This is a genomic window from Mesorhizobium wenxiniae, from assembly GCF_002284535.1.
Taxonomy (GTDB): Bacteria; Pseudomonadota; Alphaproteobacteria; order Rhizobiales; family Rhizobiaceae; genus Mesorhizobium; species Mesorhizobium wenxiniae.
Map to the genome: position 1 here is coordinate 228,811 of NZ_NPKH01000024.1, position 19,530 is coordinate 248,340.

The window sequence follows — 19,530 nt, forward strand, 5'->3', positions numbered from 1 at the left end:
AACCCGATGATTCGCATTCTGCTTTTCCTCGCCGTCGTTTTCGTGCTCGGGCTGGGTTTCGCCTGGCTGGCGGACCGGCCGGGCGAGATGGTCGTCACCTTCAGCGGCTATCAATACCAGGTCAGCCTGATGGTGGCGGCGGTGGCAGTTGTCGCCGTGGTCGCCGCGGTGATGATCGTCTGGTGGTTGCTCAAGGCGCTGTGGAACAGCCCCTACACCATATCGCGCTATTTCCGCGTGCGCCGTCGCGACCGTGGCTATCAGGCGCTGTCGACCGGCATGATCGCCGCCGGCGCCGGTGACGGAGCGCTCGCCCGCAAGAAGACCAAGGAAGCGGCAAAGCTCATTCGCTCCGACCAGGAGCCGCTGATCCACCTGCTCGAGGCGCAAGCCTCGCTGCTCGAAGGCGACCATGAGGGTGCCCGCGAAAAGTTCGAGACCATGCTCGACGATCCCGAAATGCGGCTGCTCGGCCTGCGCGGGCTCTACCTCGAGGCCGAGCGCCTCGGCGATCGCAACGCGGCGCGGCACTATGCCGGCCGCGCCGCCGCGATGGCGCCGCAGCTGGCCTGGGCCGCCGAATCGACGCTGGAAGATCTGACCGGGCGCGGCGACTGGGACGGCGCGCTGAAACTGGTCGAGGCGCAGAAATCGACGCGCCAGATCGAACGCGACGCCGCCAACCGGCGTCGCGCCGTGCTGCTCACTGCCAAGGCGCAGGCGCTGATCGACAGCGATCCCAATGCCGCCAAAACCGCTGCTCTCGAGGCCAACCGGCTGCGGCCGGATTTCGCGCCGGCGGCGGTGATCGCAGCCAAACTGCTGTTCAGACAGAATGATGTGCGCAAGGGCGCGAAGATACTGGAAGCGGCGTGGAAAGCCGAGCCGCATCCGGAGATCGCGGAGCTTTACACCCACGCCCGGCCGGGCGATGCCGTGCTCGACCGCCTGAACCGGGCGAAGAAGCTGCAGGAGATGAAGAAGAACCACGCCGAATCATCGCTGGCGGTGGCACGCGCCGCACTCGACGCGCAGGACTTTTCAACCGCCCGCAAAGAGGCCGAGGCAGCCATACGCATGGATCGCCGCGAAGGCGCCTATCTGCTTCTGGCCGACATTGAGGAGGCCGAGACCGGCGATCAGGGCAAGATTCGGCAACTTTTGTCCAAGGCAGTGCGTGCACCGCGCGATCCGGCCTGGGTTGCCGACGGCGTCGTCTCCGAACGCTGGGCGCCGGTGTCGCCGATCACCGGCAAGCTTGACGCCTTTGAGTGGCGGGCGCCGATGGAGCGGCTCGGCCAGCTCATCGACAGTGATGAGGACGCGCCGGACGCCGCAGTGCCGACGATTGCGGCGCCCATCGAGCCGGCAAAAGAAAATGTAATCGAGCTGAACCCCGCTGGTTCGACCGAAAGACCGACCACCGCGGCGGCCTCGGAAAGTGGCGAAGACGATGTTGCGCCGGTCAACGCCACGGCGTTTGCCGCGGTGCCGCCGGATGCCGAAGCTGTCGAACCGGCGGAGGAACTGGCCCGGTTGCCCGACGATCCCGGCGTCGATCCGGACGACCAAGACCAAAAATCTCCACGCAAGTTTCGATTGTTTTGATTCGGCTGAGCTTGATAGTTTTGGCCGATGGGAAGTAGGAATCACATGTTCGAACGCGTTCTGTCGTTTCTGAAGGACCTGCCGGCAGCTGGCAGCGCCCGCAACAATGCCGATGATCCGCGCGTTGCCGCTTCCGCCCTTCTCTACCATGTGATGAGTGCCGACGGCGTGCGTCAGGATGCCGAATGGGAGCGGTTCAAGGCGGTGCTGGCGGAAAGCTATTCGATTAGCGGCGACGAGCTCGACGCGCTTGCCGCTGCCGGCGAGCGGGCCGACAATGAGGCGATCGACCTCTACGCCTTCACCAGTGTTTTGAAGCGTCAGCTCGATCCGGACGCGCGAAAAGCCTTCATCGGCCTCATGTGGGAGATCGTCTATGCCGATGGCGAATTGCACGAACTCGAGGACAATATCGTCTGGCGGGTCGCCGAGCTGATGGAAGTCGAACGCCACGACCGCGTCGAGGCACGCCGCAAGGCGGCCGCCGAAGCGCCGGGTGCTACTGGAACGTCGAGCGACGAATAGACAGGATACCCATGCCATCCACGCCGAGGCCGAGACCAAAAATCCTGATCGTGCTGCATCAGGAGAGTTCGAGCCCCGGGCGCGTCGGCCACATGCTTATCGAAGAGGGGTTCGACCTCGATCTCCGCTGCCCGCCGCTCGGCGACGCCTTGCCGGAAACACTGGACGGTCATGCCGGAACCGTGGTGTTCGGCGGACCGATGAGCGCCAATGACGAGGACGACTTCGTCCGCCGCGAGACCGACTGGCTGAAAGTTCCGCTCCGGGAGAACCGGCCGTTGCTCGGCATCTGCCTCGGCGCGCAGATGCTGGTCAAACACCTTGGCGGCAAGGTCGAGGGGCATGGCGAGGGGCTGGTCGAGATCGGCTGGTATCCGCTGAAAGCGACGGAGGATGGCAAGAAGCTGATGCGCTGGCCTGAGATGGTCTACCAGTTTCACCGCGAGGGCTTCTCGCTGCCGAAGGACGCGACGCTGCTGGCGACGGCCGAAACCTATCCCAACCAGGCCTTTCGTTATGGCGACAATGCCTGGGGCATCCAGTTCCATGGCGAATTGACCAGGGCGATGATGCAGCGCTGGGTCGTTCGCGGCGCGCATCGCTTCGAACTGCCCGGCGCGCAGCCCGGCCGCGACCATCTCGGCGGCCGGCTAATCTGGGACATGCATCTGAAGCGCTGGCTCGGCGAATTCCTGCAGACGATCTTCGGCAAACCTGCACTGAATTAATCTAGCGCGTGCCGGGCGCGGGCCCGCGCGCTAACAACGCCTGCCGGTTCGACCGAAACAGATGTCGTTGATGTCGACGTCAGACCGGCAGCCCATTCTGCTTTCGCAGGCTCTTGTCGAATGCGGATGCGGGGACGAAACGGCGCAGGAAGCTGACCTGGCGCGCCATTTTTCCCGCCGCATAGCGCCTCCTCGGACGGGATTCGGTCGCTGCTTTCAAGACCGTCTCGGCTACTACTTCGGGAGCATCGCCTGCTTCAATCGCTTTCCGCAGGATCACGTTCATCCCAGCGCGCGCAGAGTCATAGATTTCAAGCAACTGATCGGGCCTGGCGAGATTTTCTTCAAAAGACGTACGGGTGTAGGCGGGTTCGACCAACACGACGCGAATTCCGAAAGGGCGCAATTCATGGTCGAGCGATTCGGAATAACCTTCGATGGCATGTTTGGTCGATGCATAGAGCGCGGAATAGGGTGCTGGGATCAAGCCCAACACGGAACTCAGATTGACGATTCTGCCCTTCCCCTGACGGCGCATTGTCGGCAGGACCGCGTTGGTCACGCGGAGGACGCCGAAGACGTTCACGTCGAACAGCGCCTGAGCCTGGACGGCCGAGGACTCCTCCGCGCCTCCAAGCAGACCCATGCCGGCATTGTTGACGAGCAGATCGATGCGCCCGGCTTCGGCCAACACGTCATCGACCAGTTTCGAAACCGACGCGTCATCGGTGACGTCGCAGGTCAGCATGGTAACGCCGTCGGATCCGTCGGCGACCGCGCGACGGCTGGTTCCGAACACGCGAAAGCCCGCGTTCTGCAGGGCCTTGGCCGTTGCGTGCCCGATGCCGGTGGATGCCCCCGTCACCAGGGCGACGCCAAGATTGGTCTTGTTCATTGAAATCACTTCTTTCTTTGTGCTGGATTGCCGGCTGCAGGCGTGCGCACAAACGGAGATGCGGCGCATGCCCCTGTGATCCGGATGAGGGGTATTACTTGGTAATTGCCCCAGTTCGCTGGTCGGATAGCGATCCCACCTCGGTGACGGTAAGCGTGTCGCCGGAGCGCGAAATCTTGAGGCTTTGGTCAGGCTCACCCAATTTCCGCGGCACGGATATCGTAGCCGACTGCCCTTCGGCGAGCGTGGCCGAGAAGCGCACCGGGAGCCCGGCCTCACCATCCGCTATCGTTGCGATCACCCGATAGCCGTCATTTTCGGCGGTGTAGTGTAAGACGCCGCGAAAATCGCCGAGATCGATACTCTCCCCGGCCATGGCCGACAGCTCACCGGCATGCAACGGAGACGCGGCCAGGAAGAATGCCGCCACACCACCGATGAGGTTGATCGTCGCGAGGCTCCGTTTGGATGTTGCCGATCTCGGCTGGCCTGCAGCGATATGATGCGCCGATTGCACGCGCTGACGGCTAAGTTCTGGATTGGGGGCGTCAAAATTGGTCCTGTTCATCGAAGGCACTCCTTTTTTGTGCTGGATTGGATTTCAAAACGATGTTACTATCATTTCGATAGGAAGTCACTATCAAAAAGATATGAACATGAAAAATCTTTCCGATGCCTTTTGCCCGATCGCCCGCGGCCTCACCTGCGTCGGCGATGCGTGGAGCATGTTGATCCTTCGCGACGCGAGCCTGGGCCTCACCCGCTTCGACGAATTTCGGAAAAGTCTGGGCATCGCCCCCACCATTCTGACCCGGCGGCTGGCGACGCTGACGGAGGAGGGACTGCTGGAAAAGCGGCGCTACTCGGAGCGGCCTCCGCGCGATGAGTACGTGCTGACGACCGCCGGACGCGATTTCTTGCCGGTACTCGTCCTACTGGGTGCGTGGGGACGCAAATACCGTGGCGAAGGCAGGTTGACGCGATACCTCGACGCGGAGACAGGAGAAGAAATCGAGCCGGTGGCCGTGGATGCTGTCACGGGGGCAAAGATCGGTGCCCGCCCAATTCGCGTTGCAACACCCGAATAGCATTCGTCGCATCGATGAGAGCTGAGGCGTGGCTAGCGGGGGTCATTCGGAGTTCGCAGGCCCCGTATTCGGATCAGTTTCGCCCGTTGAGGTGGCGCACCTTGCGCAGTTGCGGGAACAGCACCGCCCACAGCCCGGCGACAACGACTGCCCCGACGCCGCCGATCACCACCGCGGGCACCGTGCCGATCAACGCCGCCATGGTGCCCGCGCGGAATTCGCCAAGCTCGTTGGAGGCGCCGACGAAAACCTGATTGACAGCGTTGACGCGGCCGCGAACCTTGTCCGGCGTCCACAGTTGGATCAGCGTCTCTCGGATATAGACGCTGAACATATCGGTGGCGCCGAGCAAGGCGAGCGCTACGATCGACAGCCAGGTGATGGTGGAAAGGCCGAACAGCACGGTAAAGGCGCCGAACAGCGCGACGAAGCCGAGCATGACCACGCCGGCATGGTTGCGGATCGGATGCCCAGCCAGCCAGATGGCAACGCAGATGGCACCGATGCCCGGCGCCGAACGCAACAGTCCCAGGCCCCATGGGCCGAGTTCCAGGATGTCGCGCGCATAAACCGGCAGCAGTGCCGTGGCGCCGGACAAAAGCACGGCAAACAAATCGAGCGAAATGGCGCCGAGCACGATCTTCTCGCTCCAGATATAGCCGAAGCCGGCAAACAAGGTTTGCATCGTCGGCCTGTCGGTCTCGCTGCGCTGGGCTGGCTTCGGGATGCTGAAGACCAGCACTGCGGCAACAAACATCAGAACGGCAGCGGTGGCGTATGCCGCTTCCGCCGAAAGTCCGTAGAGCAGGCCACCGGCGACCGGCCCGACGATGGTCGCAGTCTGCCAGGCTGACGAATTCCAGGCGATCGCGTTGCCGAAATCCTCTGGCGGCACAAGATTGGCGAACAGCGACGCCGCGGCTGGTCCGAAGAAGGCGCGCGCGATGCCGAACATGGCGAGCACGCTGAAGATCAAGCCCGGCCCGCTAAGGCCGCGCAGCGTCAGCAGCAGCAGGGCCAGCGCGCAGATCGCCTCCAGCAGCACCGCCAGCGCCATGATCAGCCGGCGGCCGAAACGGTCGGCGACCACTCCGGTGACCAGCACCAGCAGCAGCGAGGGCAGAAACTGGACAATGCCGACAAGGCCGAGGTCGAACGGATCGCGGGTCAGGTCGTACACCTGCCAGCCGACGGCGACGGATACGATCTGGGTGGCGAATGTGGAGAGGAAGCGCGCTGCCCAATAGCTCAGGAAGGGTTTGTGGCGGAAGGCGGCATAGCGCTGGTCGGGCGATGGATGCAGTTCGGATGTCATGGATCTAGGCCCCGTGGCAAAGAAGTCGGCCGGCGGGGCACTTCCACGATGGGCGCTGGTCCGACCAAGACGTCTTTAGCGCAGTTCGGCCCAGAGCGCGTGCAAAAAACCTGTCCTGGATCAAAACAATTTGGCGCCGCGCTGTGGCGTTACCGCGGGGCGGGGCGACCAGACCTGATGTCGTCCTGCTAAACCGTGGCCTTGGGCTTCCTGGTCTTCTTGACGGGCGCCGGCGGGGCGGCCTTGCGACCAAGGCCGATCGCCTTCGCCAGTTGCGAGCGCGAGGCCGCATAGGTTGGGGCAACCATCGGATAGTCGGCCGGCAAACCCCATTTGGCGCGGTAGGCATCCGGCGTCAGCCCGAAATGAACGCCGATATGGCGCTTCAGGGATTTGAACTTTTTGCCGTCTTCGAGACAGATGATGTAGTCCGGCGTCACCGATTTCTTGGGATTGACGGCGGGGATCAGCGGTGCTGCGACCGGGGCGGCGGGCTGTCCGAGCCCACCTATCGACGCGCTGACGCTCGCGATGAGATCGCCGAGGCCGGAAGCGGGCAAGCGGTTCTTCTCGACGTAAGCGGACACGATGTGAGCGGTCAGCTCGAGAAGGTCGATGTCCTTGCGGGCTTTGTTGCTGTCGTCGGTCAATCTATTTTCTCCGTCCGTGGGGTCGCAGACTTCCTAGTCGGCAAATTCGCGTAACGCAATGACGCCGCACCACGTTGCCCATTATTTTGAACAACAATACTAACGGCGGGGCCGGATCAACAGGTCTGAACCCACACGTCCATAATATCAGACAATCAGGGATTTGTCGCGCCACAGTCGAAATCCCCCTTCGAAGGCGCGTGTGTTGTCGCCACGTCTGCAACCGGCCGGCAATTCGTCGAGTTTGTCGATATTGCCGCCGCCGATGACCACATAGTCAGGCTGCATGGCGGCGCGCAGCCGCTCGACGACGTCGAAGACGTGTTTGCGCCATTTCTTCTTGCCGCGCTTCTCAAGGCCGCGTTCGCCGACATAGTCCTCGAAGCTGCCGCCCTTCTTGTAGGGAAGATGCGCGAGTTCCATCGGCTGGGCGACGTTGTCGACGATCATCGCAGCACCCAGGCCCGTTCCCAGACCCAGGAACAGCATGCGCCCGCCTTCGTAGCTGCCGACGGCCTGCATCAACGCGTCGTTGATCACCTTCACCGGCTTGCCGAACTGCGTTGCGAAGTCGTATCCGACCCAGCCCTTGCCGAGATTGGCGGGGTCGGTCAGCGGCCTGTTGTGGTGCACCGGGCCGGGATAACCCATCGAAATGACGTCGTAGGGCAAACCGTCGGCGAGCGTCTGCACGGCCGCGATCATCTGCTGCGGCGTCAGGCCCGGCCCGGAATCGGTTCTGCGCTCCTCGCCGCCGGCGCTGGTGAGGATCTTGACATGGGAGCCGCCAATATCGATCGCAAGTACGATCTTCTCGCTGTCCGGTGCAGGCTTTTTCGCCGCTTTGGCCATTGCGTCGCCTCTCGAGTTCATTTCGCCGGATTGATCCAGCCGTTCGGCGGTCCGAACCCGGTCATCGCATCGGCTGGCCCCCATGTCCCCGGCTCATAGAGATGAGGCGGCGTGGTGTCGCCGAGCACCGGGCCGACGATTCGCCAGGCGAGTTCGCTGGCGTCCTGGCGGGTGAACAACTGGCCGTTGCCGTTCATCGCGTCGCCGATCAGCCGCTCATAGGGCGGCATGTCGCCCTTGCTGTCGTCGAGCGCGGTGAGTTCGACCTGCTCGCCGATCATGTCGTCACCGGCAGCCTTGCGCTGGGCACCGATCGAGATCGCCACTTGCGGGTCGATGCGGAAGCGCACGTAGTTGGCATCGTCGGGCTTGATCGGGTCGAAGACATTAAGCGGCGGCCGCTTCAGCCGGACGATGACCTCAGTGGCGTGCACCGGCATTGATTTGCCGGCGCGGATGAAAAAGGGCACGTCCTGCCAGCGCCAGGTGTCGACGAAAAACCGCACCGCCGCAAAGGTCTCGACCGGCGAATTCGGCGCGACGCCCGGCTCGCGGAGATAGCCCTTGAATTGGCCGCGCACGACATCGTCCTTGGTCAGCGTCCGGATCGCCCGCAGCACCTGCACCTTCTCGTCAATCAGATCGTCGGCCGAGCGGCCAACGGGCGGCTCCATGGCAAGCAGCAGCAGGATGTTGAGCAGATGGTTCTCGATGACGTCGCGGATGCAGCCGACCTCGTCATAGAAGCGGCCGCGGCCTTCGACGCCGAAATCCTCGGCCATGGTGATCTGCACGCTCTCGACGAAATTGCGGTTCCAGATCGGCTCGAGAAAAGAATTGGCGAAGCGAAAATAGAGCAGGTTCTGGATCGCCTCCTTGCCGAGATAATGGTCGATGCGAAAGATCGACTGCTCTTCGAATACCAGGTGCAGGACCCGGTTCAACCAGCGCGCCGATTGCAGATCGTGGCCGAAAGGCTTTTCCACCATCAAGCGCGCGCCCTGGGCCGCGCTCGACTGTCCCAGCCCCTGGATGACCGTCTCGAACATGGTCGGCGGCACCGCCAGGTAATGCAGCGGGTGCTGTGCGGTTCCCAGCGCGGTTTTCAGCTTCTCGAAGGTCGCGGCGCTACGGTAGTCGCCGCTTACATAACGAAGCAGCGACGCCAGTTTCGCGAAGATCTTTTCGTCGACCTTGCCGATGGCCATGACGATGCCGTCGCGGGCGCGCGCCTGCAACTGCTTCACGTCCCAGGCGTCGAAAGCGACGCCGATCACCGGCTCGGTCAACGTTCCCTTGGCGACCATGGTGTAAAGTGCCGGGAATATCTTCTTGTGGGCGAGATCGCCGGTCGCCCCGAAAAGCACCAGCGTGTCGGACCGTTCCTGGTTCATGAGCGTGCCTTCCCTGTCACGAGCCGGTCTTCGGCTTTTCGACATGGCCGCCAAAGGCATAGCGCATGGCGGACAGCAGCTTGTCGGCGAATTCGGATTCGCCTTGCGAGGAGAAGCGGTCGAACAGGGCCGAGGACAGAACCGGCGCCGGCACGCCGGTGTCGATCGCCGCCTTCAAGGTCCAGCGGCCTTCGCCTGAATCCGAGACTCGTCCGCCGAACTGCGTCAGCGCCGAGTCGGCCTTCAACGCGCCGGCCGTGAGGTCGAGCAGCCAGGAGCCGATGACGCTGCCATGCCGCCAGACCTCGGCCACCTCTGCGATATCGATGTCGAACTGGTAGTATTGCGGGTTTTCCAATGGACTGGTTTCAGCGTCGGCCGTCCGCTGTCTCTTGCCCGCATTTGCCGACTTCAGGATGTTCATGCCCTCGGCATAGGCGGCCATGACGCCGTACTCGATGCCGTTGTGGACCATCTTGACGAAATGGCCGGCGCCGCTCGGTCCGCAGTGGAGATAGCCGAAGGGGGCGGTTCCTGCAGCCTTCCCAGGGGCCGGCCCCCCGGCGTCGGCGCCCGGCGCCAGGGTGGCGAAGACCGGGTCGAGATGCTGGACCGCGCTGTCAGGGCCGCCGATCATCAGGCAATAGCCGCGTTCGAGGCCCCAGACGCCGCCGCTGGTGCCGACATCGACATAGTTCAGGCCTTTCAATGCCAGGCGGGCTGCATGGTCGACAGCCTCGTGATAATAGGAATTGCCGCCGTCGACGATGATGTCGCCCGGCTCCATAAGGTCGGCGACCTGGTCGACGATCCGGCTGGTGATCGCCGCCGGTAGCATCAGCCAGGCGGTGCGCGGCTTGGTCAGCTTGCCGACGAACTCCTCCATCGAAGCCGCTCCGATCGCGCCAGCCGTCACAAGGGCTGCAACGCTGGCCGGGTTGATGTCGTAGACCACGCATTCGTGGCCATCGCGCAGCAGGCGCCGCACCATGTTGGCGCCCATCCTGCCCAGTCCCATCATTCCGATCTGCATGGTTCTCGTCCTGGTTCTTGAGGGATAGAAGATCTACTGGCTCTGTCGTGGGAGCATGATCTTTTCCGAAACCGGTTTCCACTTGTTGCTACGCTGACCTTCGGTTCGGGATCATGCTCTAGTCCGGCTCGCCGATGCCGACGGAAAAGTCGACATTCTCCCAACGGCCGGCATCGGACCAGAAAAAAGTAAAGACGATCGTATTGCCCGGCGAAGCATCGGCAACGGGCAAGTCCGTAAAATGGATGCCGAAGGCATTCTCGATCGTCGCGGTATCATGGGCGGTCGCCCAATCGTCGCTGCTCCAATGCACCACCGCCCGCGCCAGCAGCTCGACGCGCAGCATCTTGCCGGCGGGCATAGTGCGGGCCTTGTTGTTGAAGCGCCATGTCCGGCGCGGCGCCACGCTACTGTCATCAATGTAGCGCTTCACGCCTTGCGGCGGTATGTCGAAGACCGCGCCGTCACTGAGCGAACGCAGCAGCTTGATGTGCTCCGAATGCGCCCAGACCAGCGGCATGGCGCTGCCCGATGGTCGGCCGTGCCACAGCTCGCGTTCCGGCATGTCGGGACCATCCCAGACCTGCTCCGGCAGCAGGCCGCCAGCCCCGGCCGAGCCTTCAAACGACTTCAGCAGGCTCGCTGCTTTGTCCTTGCGGCCCGCGGCCAGTTCGTAATGGGCGCGCTCGCCGACCAGCAGCGGCCAGGGCCGGCCCTGGCCGGTCCCGTCGAACGGCGCGCCGTCGGTATGTTCGCCATAGCCGTCGCCGATATAGCGATACCAGACAGGCCCCTGCGGCAGGTCGCAACGCAGCCGCGCATCGATGACCTTGACGGTGTCGACGATGCGCGCATCGCCGGCAGCCCTGAGGCCGAAGCGGACAAGCGCCAGCGCATCCGGGCTGACGATCGCTTCGGCCGGCCGGTCGGTATCGCCGGGCGGCCGGTTCTTGATCGGCACATAGCCGTCCTTCGGCGACGCCACGCCGGCGGTGTCGGGCGGCGCGATGCGGACGTAGTAGCCCGCGACGCCGACCTCTTCGCCGAGTGGAGTGCCGGTGACATAGGTCCAGCGCTCGATCTGGTCGTTCCAGACATCGGCGGTTTCACGCAAATAGTTTGCCGGCTCTTCTTTGCCGCAAACGTCGAACATGTCGGCCGCGGCGAGCAGTGCTGCGATCTCGACGGCGAGCGTGAACGGACTGTAGCCGGCATCCTCTTCCCAGCGGTCTTCGCCGGTGACGGGACCGTTGCGCACGACATAGGAAGCGGCGCGCTCGATCATCGGCATGAAGGAGAGCAACGCGGCGTCTGCCAGGTGCCCTGCGCGGCGGAGCGCGTCGGCGAGCAGCAATGGAAAGGCGCATTCGTCCATCTGGATGCCGGGCCAATAGGCTGATCCGTCGAGCCAGGCGTTCTGCGGCCAATGCCCATCCGGCTGCTGGATAGAGCGGAGATAGGCGAGGATCTCAAGCGCTTGCGCCGGATCGCCGGCGGCCAGGAAGCCGCCCGCGGTTTCGACCAGATCGCGCGGCCAGACCAGATGATAGCCGCCGAGATCGTCGTCGCCCATGCTGAAGCCCCATGGGATCGACAGGCTGGCGACGGCTGCTCCGTGGGATGACCGGTGCGTCGCCAGAACCGCTGTGCTGACGCGATAGGTGTTGGTCCCTGCTACATGCCGGTCCAGCGGCAGCAAGCCAGCCTGCCAATCCCGCCATTTCTTGACATAGGATTGGGCTGCGGGCTCAAAACCCCGCTTCAGGCTGGCCGAGGCATTTTCCGCCGCCTCTTGCGGCGTCGTTCCGAAACCCAGGGCCAGCAAGGCCTTTGGGTTCACAGCCGAAAAGCCGATCTCTCCGGTCAGCGCGACATTGCCGTCTTCGGCCCTTCGGCAGGCCGGGTCGAGCCGGCCGTCACGACGCAGTTGCTGCCAGCCGTCGGAGACACCGACATAGCCGGCCGAGCATGCTCCCCAAGGCAGCGACGAGGCGAGCGCCAGGCAGACGCGACGCCCGGACGCAAACAGGACAGGCCTTCCCTCGTAGTCGCCGACCCAGGCGGTGTTGCCCATGCCGGCGTTGACCAGGTGCGGTGCCAGCAATGCGTAGACGCGGTGGTCGGCAACCGGGCCTCTCAGCAGCGTGAAACTGATTTCCTGCAGCAAAACGGGACGTTCCGTATCCGTGATGATACGCTTTTCGATCCGGTAGGTGTCGTCGGCGGCGATGTTGACCAGCCTGTAGGCGGTCACTCCATCCTCGAACGGCTCGACGCTGTGCACGGCATCGCGCTTTTCTTCCGAGAAATAGCCGCCGAGGCCGGTGACGACCAGCCCCATGTCGCGGGTGCAGGCGCTGTCGAGGCTGGGATAATAGACCTCGTTGAGAATGCCGTGGCTGATCGTGAACCAGATAGGGCAGGCCCGAGAAAGCGCGGTTCCGACGCCGCTCTTGGCGCTTGACGTCCAGCGCGCCGGAATTCCGGGTGCGCCCAGCGCATCAGTCGGCGTCACTGCCATCTCGATTTCGGTCTCCTGCCCCACCCCTAGACCAGGAGCCGAAGCCTTTTCAATCATTGCACCGCAAGTTGATCGTCAAACCGTCACCGATCGCTGTTGACAAGTGCGCCCATCTAAATTTGTCTGACAATATTGAAACGAGGGCCGTCATAACAGCCACCAGCAGCCAACCACGATCAGCAATCCATGGGAGGATAACACATGAAGAAGATACTCGTCTTGAGTGCCCTTGCGGCGATGCTCGCGTCAGGTAACGCGCTTGCCGACACCAGCGACAAGAAGATCGCCTTTTCCAACAATTATGCCGGTAATTCGTGGCGACAGGCGATGCTCAACAGCTATGCCATCGTCACCAAGAAGGCGGTCGCCGACGGGGTGGTGGCAGCCGCGGACATCTTCACGACGGCCGACAAGGAAGTGCCGACCCAGGCGGCCCAGGTGCAGAACCTGATCCTGCAAGGTTATGACGCCATCGTCATCAACGCCGCCTCGCCGGACGCGCTCAACGGCGCCATCAAGCAGGCCTGCGATGCCGGCATCGTCGTCGTCTCCTTTGACGGCATCGTTACCGAGCCCTGCGCTTATCGAGTGGTCGTCGACTTCAAGGACATGGGCAGGCAGGAAGTCGAGCAGATGGCCAAGTTCCATCCCGAGGGCGGCAACCTGCTGGAAATCCGCGGCCTTGCCGGCACGTCGATCGATGACGCCATCCATGCCGGGATTCTGGAAGGCGTCGCCGCTCATCCCAAGTTCAAGATCGTCGGTTCGGTGACCGGCGACTGGGATCAGACCACAGCACAGAAGGCTGTCGCGACAATCCTGCCGTCGCTGCCTGAAATCGTCGGCGTCGTCGATCAGGGCGGCGACGGCTATGGCGCGGCACAAGCCTTTGCCGCCGCCGGCAAACCGCGCCCGACCATCATCATGGGCAATCGTCAGGATGAGCTGCAATGGTGGAAGGAACAGAAGGACAAGGACGGCTACCATACGTGGTCGGCATCCATTGCGCCAGGCGTATCGTCGCTGGCCTTCTGGGTGGCGCAACAGGTGCTCGACGGCCGCACGGATGTGCCACATGATCTCTTGGTGCCATACCTCGCCTTCACCCAGGATACTTTCGAGGCCGCGCTGCCGAAAATCCCCAAGGGTGGTGTGGCCAGCCACGAATACACGCAGGAAGACGCCATCGCGGCGATCAAAGCCAACATCAAGTGAGCGTGGCACGTTGTCAGCTGCATTGCTAACTGGACATCGCTAGGGATGCCCGAGGACAACACAGACATCGTCGGACTGAACGGCGCCGAAAAACGTTTCGGCGCCTCCAATATGGACATCATCAGACTGGACGGAGCCGAAAAACATTTCGGCGCCGTCAGGGCGCTCGCCGGCGTCGATTTCCACGTTGGCGCCGGCGAGTGCGTCGGCCTCGTCGGCCATAATGGCGCGGGCAAGTCGACGCTCATGCATATGGTGGCGGGCACACTCGTGCCCGACAGCGGGCGGATCGCGGTGCGCGGCCATGTCGAGGACAATTATTCGGTGCCGCGCTCGCAACAGCTCGGCATACGCTGCGTGTTCCAGGAACTCTCGCTCTGCCCGAACCTCAGCGTCGCCGAGAACACGCGTATCAACCACCCGGCGCTGCGCGGCCTCGGTTGGCGGCGCAAGGCGGCCGATCTGATCACGGCCAAGCTCGACGAGATATTTCCGGGCCACAGCATCTCCGCCTCCGACATCGCCAGCGACCTTTCCATCGGCAGGCGGCAGATGGTCGAGGTGGCGCGTGCCTTCACGGTGACGCAGGATCCGCTCGAGCTGGTGATCCTCGACGAGCCGACGTCCTCGCTCGACGCGCATACGGCCGGCCAGTTGCTGGCCTTCGTCCGGCGCTTTGTCGCAACTGGCCGGAGCTGCATCCTGATCTCGCATGTTCTGGGCGAGGTGCTGCAGCATGCCGACCGCATCGTGGTGATGCGCGACGGCAAGGTCGTTGCGTCAGATGCGGCGAAGGCTTTCGATCGCGACAGGCTGGTGACGACCATGGGTGGAGCGGAAGCGCGTGAGAAGATAGCGGCCGAGATCGCGACCCAAAAGCCGGAGACCGGCCCGTTGCGGGTCCGGGCCCGCCCAGCGCGCCAAGAGGACGGCAACGAACTTGTGGCGCATGCTGGCGAGATCATCGGCCTTGCCGGGTTGGCCGGCCATGGACAGACCGATCTGCTGCTCGCGATTTTCGCCGCCGCGGCGCGCTCCAAAACCGGCATCGAGGTCACCGCGCCGGTGGCCCTGGTGGCCGGGGACCGGCAGTCGGACGGGATTTTCCCGCAATGGTCGATTGCGCAAAACATCGGCATCCGCTCGCTGAAGCGATTGCGCAACGGCCTGCTGATCTCGCCGCAGCGCGAAGCCGAACTCGCCGACTTTTGGCGAAAGAAAATCGGCATCCGCACCCCCGACATGAACAATAACATCTTCTCGCTGTCCGGCGGCAACCAGCAGAAGGCCCTGTTTGCCCGGGCGCTCGGTTCCGACGCAAAGATTGTGCTGATGGATGACCCGATGCGCGGCGTCGATATCGGCACCAAGCTCGAGGTCTACGACCTCGTGCGCGAAGAGGCCGGCCGCGGCCGCACCTTCCTCTGGTACACCACGGAAACCGAAGAGCTCGACAATTGCCACCAAATCTACGTCTTCAAGAACGGCCGGATTGTCGCCAACCTTCGTCGCGACGAGCTGACGGAGAAAAAGATCATCCAGTCCTCGTTCGGCGACGCTGCCTGAGATGACGGCAGCACCCATCGAGACCGGCCTCAAAGGTTCCTCCGAGCGTGACAGGCTGGCGCGGGCGCGCCTGCTGCGCGGCTTGCTGCCGGCATTGTCGCTGGTACTGGTGCTGCTGGCGATCGCCTGGCTCAACCCGCGCGCCATCAGCTATTTCGGCTTCAGCCTGATGCTCAATTTGGCGATCCCGATCGCCCTGGCGACGATCGCGCAGATGTTCGTCATCGCCGGCAACGAACTCGATCTGTCGATCGGCACTTTTGTCGGTTTCGTCGGCTGCGTCACGGCGACGTGGCTGAAGGATGCGCCGCTGGTCGGCGTCTTGATCCTGCTCGGGTCGATCGGCGTCTATGCACTGCTCGGCGCGCTGATCTATCTGCGCAATTTGCCTTCAATCGTCGTGACGCTCGGCATGAGCTTTGTCTGGCAGGGTCTGGCCATCCTCATCCTGCCGAAGCCCGGCGGCAAAGCGCCGGACTGGCTGCTGTCGCTCATGGCCTTCAAGCCGCCTCTCATCCCCTTTCCCATCATTGCGGCGCTGCTGATCGCGGCGGTCGTCCATTTCGGGCTGATGCGCACCTCCTATGGCGTGATCCTGCGCGGATCGGGCGGCAATGCCGCCGCACTCGAACGCGCCGGCTGGTCGCTGCTCAAGACCAAGGTCGTGCTGTTCGCACTGGCTGGCCTGTTTGGGGTGCTGTCCGGCATGGCCCTGATCGGCATCACCACCTCGGCCGACGCCAATATCGGCAATGGCTACACGCTGCTTGCGATCGCCGGCGTCATCCTCGGCGGCGGCGAATTCGTCGGCGGCCGGGTATCGCCGATCGGCGCGGTCATCGGGGCGCTGACGCTGGCGCTCGCCGCGTCGCCGTTGCTCACCTTCATGCACATCCCGCCCGATTGGCAGGTTGCCGCCAATGGCGCCATCCTCATCATCGTGCTGGCGGCCCGGATGCTCATCAGCCGTAGGGAGAGGTGAGCGATGGCATCATTGCGATTGCTGCTCGCCAAACCCTGGATCTGGTCCTTCATCGGCGTGCTGCTGGTGTGGCTGGCGACGATTGCCTTCACCGGCGGATATGGCGGCGGCGGCATGATCACGGCGGCACTTTCTCTGGCCGTCTTCACCGTCATTGTCGGTGTCGGCCAGATGTTCGTCATCACGCTCGGACCAGGCAATGTCGACCTGTCGCTGCCGGCCAATATCGGCCTCGCCAGCGCCGTCGCCATGAAGGTGATGGACGGGAATGATGCGATGATCGCTGTCGGGCTGCTGGCGGCGGTGGCCTGCGGCATGGCCATCGGCGCCGCCAATTATCTCTTGATCTGGGCGCTGCGCATTCCGCCGATCATCGCCACATTATCGGCGAGCTTCATCATCCAGTCGATCGACATCAGCTATGGCCGCGGTTTGCAGATCAAGCCGCCGCCGGGCTTTGCCAATTTCACCAACTGGCAGATTCTTGGCATTCCGGTGCTGGCGATCCTCACCGTGCTGTTCACCATCGGCGCTGCAATCGCGCTGCAGCGCATGATCTATGGCCGTTCGGTGCTGGCGATCGGCCAGAACATCCGCGCCGCATGGCTGGCCGGCGTCAATGTCGGCCGCGTTCGCTTCCTCACCTACACGCTATCGGGCGCGCTCGGCGGCCTCGACGGGGCGCTGCTTGCCGGCTATTTCCGCGGCGCCAATGTCGACATCGGCAACGAGTACCTGCTGGCCTCGATCGCCGTCGTCGTCATCGGCGGCACGTCGGTGGCCGGCGGCAAGGCCAACGTGCCGGGTGTCTGGGGCGCGGCCCTGTTCCTGGTGCTGCTTTTGACCATGCTCAACACGTTCGGCGTCAGCGCCGGCGTCCGGCTGCTGCTGACCGGACTGATCATCGTCGGCGTCATCACCGCCGCGGGCGGCCAGAAGGCGCTGCGCTGAAGTAGCGTCAGTCCCTGTCGGCCGGTCCTGACGAGAGCCTGCTGCAAAACATCCCGGTTCCCATCCGGGCATTGGCCCTGTAAATCGGTCGGCGCGGTTCGGCCGTCATCATTGCGAGAGATTTGGGTGTCCAATTTCGTGAGCGTTACAAGGGACGGCGGCGTCGCCGTCGTGACCATCGACAATCCGCCGGTCAACGCGCTGAGCTTCCATGTTCGCGAGCCGCTGATGCAGGCGCTTGTTTCCTTGCGCGACGAGCCCGATGTCTCGGCCATCGTCATCGCCTGTGCCGGGCGGACCTTCATCGCCGGCGCCGACATCACAGAGTTCGGCAAGCCGGTGCAGCAGCCGGATCTGCGCGCCATCATTGCCATGCTGGAAACCATCGCCAAGCCGACGGTTGCCGCCATTCACGGCACAGCGCTCGGCGGCGGCCTGGAACTGGCACTCGGCTGCCATTTTCGCATTGCCGACAGCCAGGCCACGCTCGGCTTGCCGGAGGTCAAGCTCGGCTTGCTGCCTGGCGGAGGCGGCACTGTTCGGCTGCCGCGCCTCGTCGGGCCGCTCAAGGCGCTCAGCATGATCGTCTCGGGAACGCCGATCGGCGCGGCCGAGGCGCTTGCCGCCGGCCTGATCGACGCCGTCTTCGACGGCGCCCTAACCGGGCAGGCGGTTCGTTTCGCCAGCGAAATGGCTGGCAAAGGTGGACCGTTCACGCCGGTGCGCGACCGTGATGGCCGTCTCGACAAGGTTGACTTGGCTGCATTCGACAAGGCGGCGGCGGAACTCGCCAAAAAGGCGCGCGGCCTCGCAGCGCCGATCGCCTGCGCGCAGTCGGTCCGCAACGCCATGACGCTGCCGTTCGAAGAAGCGCTGGTTGCGGAACGCGAACTGTTCGCCAAGCTCGTTGCAGGCGACCAGTCGCGCGCGCAGCGTCATCTGTTCTTCGCCGAGCGGGAGGCGGCGAAGGTTGCCGGCAAGGATATTGTCAGGCGCAAGATCGCGCGGGTCGGCGTCATCGGCGCCGGCACCATGGGCGGCGGCATTGCCATGGCGTTCGCCAATGGCGGTTTCTCCGTCACCGTGCTGGAGGCGACGCAGGAAGCGCTGCAACGCGGGCTGGCGATGATCGACAAGAACTACGCCGTGTCGGTCAGCCGCGGCTCGCTCAGCGAAGACAACAAGCGTCAGCGGCTCGGCCTGTTCAAGGGTTCCACCGCCTATGACGACCTCGCCGATTGCGACTTGATCGTCGAGGCGGTGTTCGAGGAGATGGCGGTCAAGAAGGAGGTGTTCGGCAGGCTCGACGCGGTGGCCAAACCAGGCGCGATCCTGGCCACCAACACCTCCTATCTCGACGTCAACGAAATCGCCGCCTCGACCTCGCGCCCGCAGGATGTCGTCGGCATGCATTTCTTTTCGCCGGCCAACGTCATGAAGCTGTTGGAAATCGTGCGCGCCGAGAAGACCGCGCCCGATGTGCTGGCGACAATCGTCGAACTGGCGCGTCGGATCGCCAAGGTGCCGGTCGTGGTCGGCGTCTGTCATGGCTTCGTCGGCAACCGCATGCTGGCTGCGCGGGGCACGGAATCCGAGGCGCTTTTGCTGGAAGGTGCAACGCCACAGCAGATCGACCGCGTGTTCACCGATTTCGGCTGGCCGATGGGGCCGTTCCAGATGGGTGATCTCGCCGGCCTCGACACAGGCTGGCGCAACCGCAAGGCACGCGGCCAGACGGCAATGATCGCCGACACGCTGTGCAAACAGGGGCATTTCGGCCAAAAAACCGGCAGAGGCTTTTATCTCTACGAGAACGGCTCGCGTACGCCGGCTCCCAATCCCGAGGTCGAAGCGCTAATCCGCGACAAGGCTGCCGAGAAGGGCATCGCACCGCGCGCGATCGGCGCTGACGAGATCATCGAGCGGACGCTCTATCCGATGATCAATGAGGGGGCGAAGATACTCGAGGAAGGGATCGCTGCCCGCGCCTCCGATATCGATGTCGTCTGGGTAAAAGGCTACGGCTTTCCGGTGGGCAAGGGCGGGCCGATGTTCTGGGCGGGCCTCGAAGGACTCGACAAGATCATCGGACGGCTGGACCACTGGCACGAGCGGACCGGCAAGGATTTTTTTAAGCCGGCGCCGCTGCTCAGACAGATGGCTGAAACCGGCGCCTGGGAAGGCGTCGCCAGCTAAACTGAGCGAGG

17 protein-coding genes are annotated in these 19,530 nt (G+C 63.7%); 9 read left to right on the forward strand and 8 right to left on the reverse strand.

The features are described 5' to 3' along the window. The first annotated feature begins 6 nt into the window (after positions 1 to 6). From CIT31_RS20490 to CIT31_RS20500, 3 genes are read left to right on the forward strand one after another with little or no spacing between them, the layout of a single operon-like run. The gene (locus tag CIT31_RS20490; RefSeq protein WP_095520105.1) at positions 7 to 1,608 is read left to right on the forward strand and encodes a heme biosynthesis protein HemY; all 1,602 of its coding nucleotides are present in this window, start codon (positions 7 to 9) and stop codon (positions 1,606 to 1,608) included. A 45-nt stretch (positions 1,609 to 1,653) separates the two neighbouring features. Beyond that, positions 1,654 to 2,133, forward strand: a complete 480-nt coding sequence (locus CIT31_RS20495) for a tellurite resistance TerB family protein (protein WP_095520106.1) — start codon at positions 1,654 to 1,656, stop codon at positions 2,131 to 2,133. A gap of 11 nt (positions 2,134 to 2,144) precedes the next feature. Next, positions 2,145 to 2,861: a glutamine amidotransferase gene (locus CIT31_RS20500; protein ID WP_095520107.1), complete on the forward strand. Its 717-nt coding sequence runs from the start codon at positions 2,145 to 2,147 to the stop codon at positions 2,859 to 2,861. Between the two features lie 79 nt (positions 2,862 to 2,940). On the opposite strand, the gene CIT31_RS20505 is transcribed toward CIT31_RS20500, so the two are convergent. Further along, on the reverse strand, positions 2,941 to 3,756 hold the full coding sequence (locus tag CIT31_RS20505; protein ID WP_095520108.1) for an oxidoreductase: 816 nt from the start codon (positions 3,754 to 3,756) through the stop codon (positions 2,941 to 2,943). A gap of 94 nt (positions 3,757 to 3,850) precedes the next feature. Then, positions 3,851 to 4,324, reverse strand: a complete 474-nt coding sequence (locus CIT31_RS20510) for a hypothetical protein (RefSeq protein ID WP_245316408.1) — start codon at positions 4,322 to 4,324, stop codon at positions 3,851 to 3,853. 88 nt (positions 4,325 to 4,412) lie between these two features. Here CIT31_RS20510 and CIT31_RS20515 point away from each other — a divergent pair, with 88 nt between their 5' ends. Further along, entirely contained in the window at positions 4,413 to 4,844 is a 432-nt protein-coding gene (locus tag CIT31_RS20515) for a winged helix-turn-helix transcriptional regulator (protein WP_095520188.1), read from the forward strand. A 73-nt stretch (positions 4,845 to 4,917) separates the two neighbouring features. Here CIT31_RS20515 and CIT31_RS20520 read toward each other — a convergent pair whose 3' ends face one another. The 6 genes from CIT31_RS20520 to CIT31_RS20545 form a co-directional block, all read right to left on the reverse strand. Beyond that, positions 4,918 to 6,159 (reverse strand): MFS transporter, encoded by a 1,242-nt coding sequence (locus tag CIT31_RS20520; protein ID WP_095520109.1) that lies wholly within the window; start codon positions 6,157 to 6,159, stop codon positions 4,918 to 4,920. Between the two features lie 188 nt (positions 6,160 to 6,347). Then, a complete protein-coding gene (locus CIT31_RS20525) occupies positions 6,348 to 6,809 on the reverse strand; it encodes a Ros/MucR family transcriptional regulator (RefSeq protein WP_029349266.1) in 462 nt (153 codons plus the stop codon). Positions 6,810 to 6,956: 147 nt separating this feature from the next. Further along, complete coding sequence (locus CIT31_RS20530; protein WP_095520110.1) at positions 6,957 to 7,661, reverse strand: ROK family protein; 705 nt, start codon at positions 7,659 to 7,661, stop codon at positions 6,957 to 6,959. Positions 7,662 to 7,678: 17 nt separating this feature from the next. Beyond that, a complete protein-coding gene (zwf, locus tag CIT31_RS20535) occupies positions 7,679 to 9,055 on the reverse strand; it encodes a glucose-6-phosphate dehydrogenase (RefSeq protein WP_095520189.1) in 1,377 nt (458 codons plus the stop codon). 16 nt (positions 9,056 to 9,071) lie between these two features. Then, positions 9,072 to 10,088, reverse strand: coding sequence for a phosphogluconate dehydrogenase (NAD(+)-dependent, decarboxylating) (gnd, locus tag CIT31_RS20540; RefSeq protein WP_095520111.1), 1,017 nt, complete (start codon positions 10,086 to 10,088; stop codon positions 9,072 to 9,074). Between the two features lie 118 nt (positions 10,089 to 10,206). Beyond that, complete coding sequence (locus tag CIT31_RS20545; RefSeq protein WP_095520190.1) at positions 10,207 to 12,609, reverse strand: glucan 1,4-alpha-glucosidase; 2,403 nt, start codon at positions 12,607 to 12,609, stop codon at positions 10,207 to 10,209. A 201-nt stretch (positions 12,610 to 12,810) separates the two neighbouring features. On the opposite strand from CIT31_RS20545, the gene CIT31_RS20550 reads away from it, so the two are divergent. From CIT31_RS20550 to CIT31_RS20570, 5 genes are all read left to right on the forward strand, one after another. Next, positions 12,811 to 13,824 carry a substrate-binding domain-containing protein gene (locus CIT31_RS20550; protein ID WP_095520112.1) on the forward strand — a complete coding sequence of 338 codons (1,014 nt, stop codon included), beginning with the start codon at positions 12,811 to 12,813 and terminating at the stop codon, positions 13,822 to 13,824. A 45-nt stretch (positions 13,825 to 13,869) separates the two neighbouring features. After that, a complete protein-coding gene (locus CIT31_RS20555) occupies positions 13,870 to 15,390 on the forward strand; it encodes a sugar ABC transporter ATP-binding protein (RefSeq protein ID WP_165778511.1) in 1,521 nt (506 codons plus the stop codon). Between the two features lies 1 nt (position 15,391). Further along, positions 15,392 to 16,372, forward strand: coding sequence for an ABC transporter permease (locus CIT31_RS20560; RefSeq protein ID WP_095520113.1), 981 nt, complete (start codon positions 15,392 to 15,394; stop codon positions 16,370 to 16,372). Positions 16,373 to 16,375: 3 nt separating this feature from the next. After that, entirely contained in the window at positions 16,376 to 17,323 is a 948-nt protein-coding gene (locus CIT31_RS20565; RefSeq protein WP_095520114.1) for an ABC transporter permease, read from the forward strand. Positions 17,324 to 17,449: 126 nt separating this feature from the next. Then, positions 17,450 to 19,519, forward strand: coding sequence for a 3-hydroxyacyl-CoA dehydrogenase NAD-binding domain-containing protein (locus CIT31_RS20570; protein ID WP_095520115.1), 2,070 nt, complete (start codon positions 17,450 to 17,452; stop codon positions 19,517 to 19,519). Positions 19,520 to 19,530: the final 11 nt, after the last annotated feature.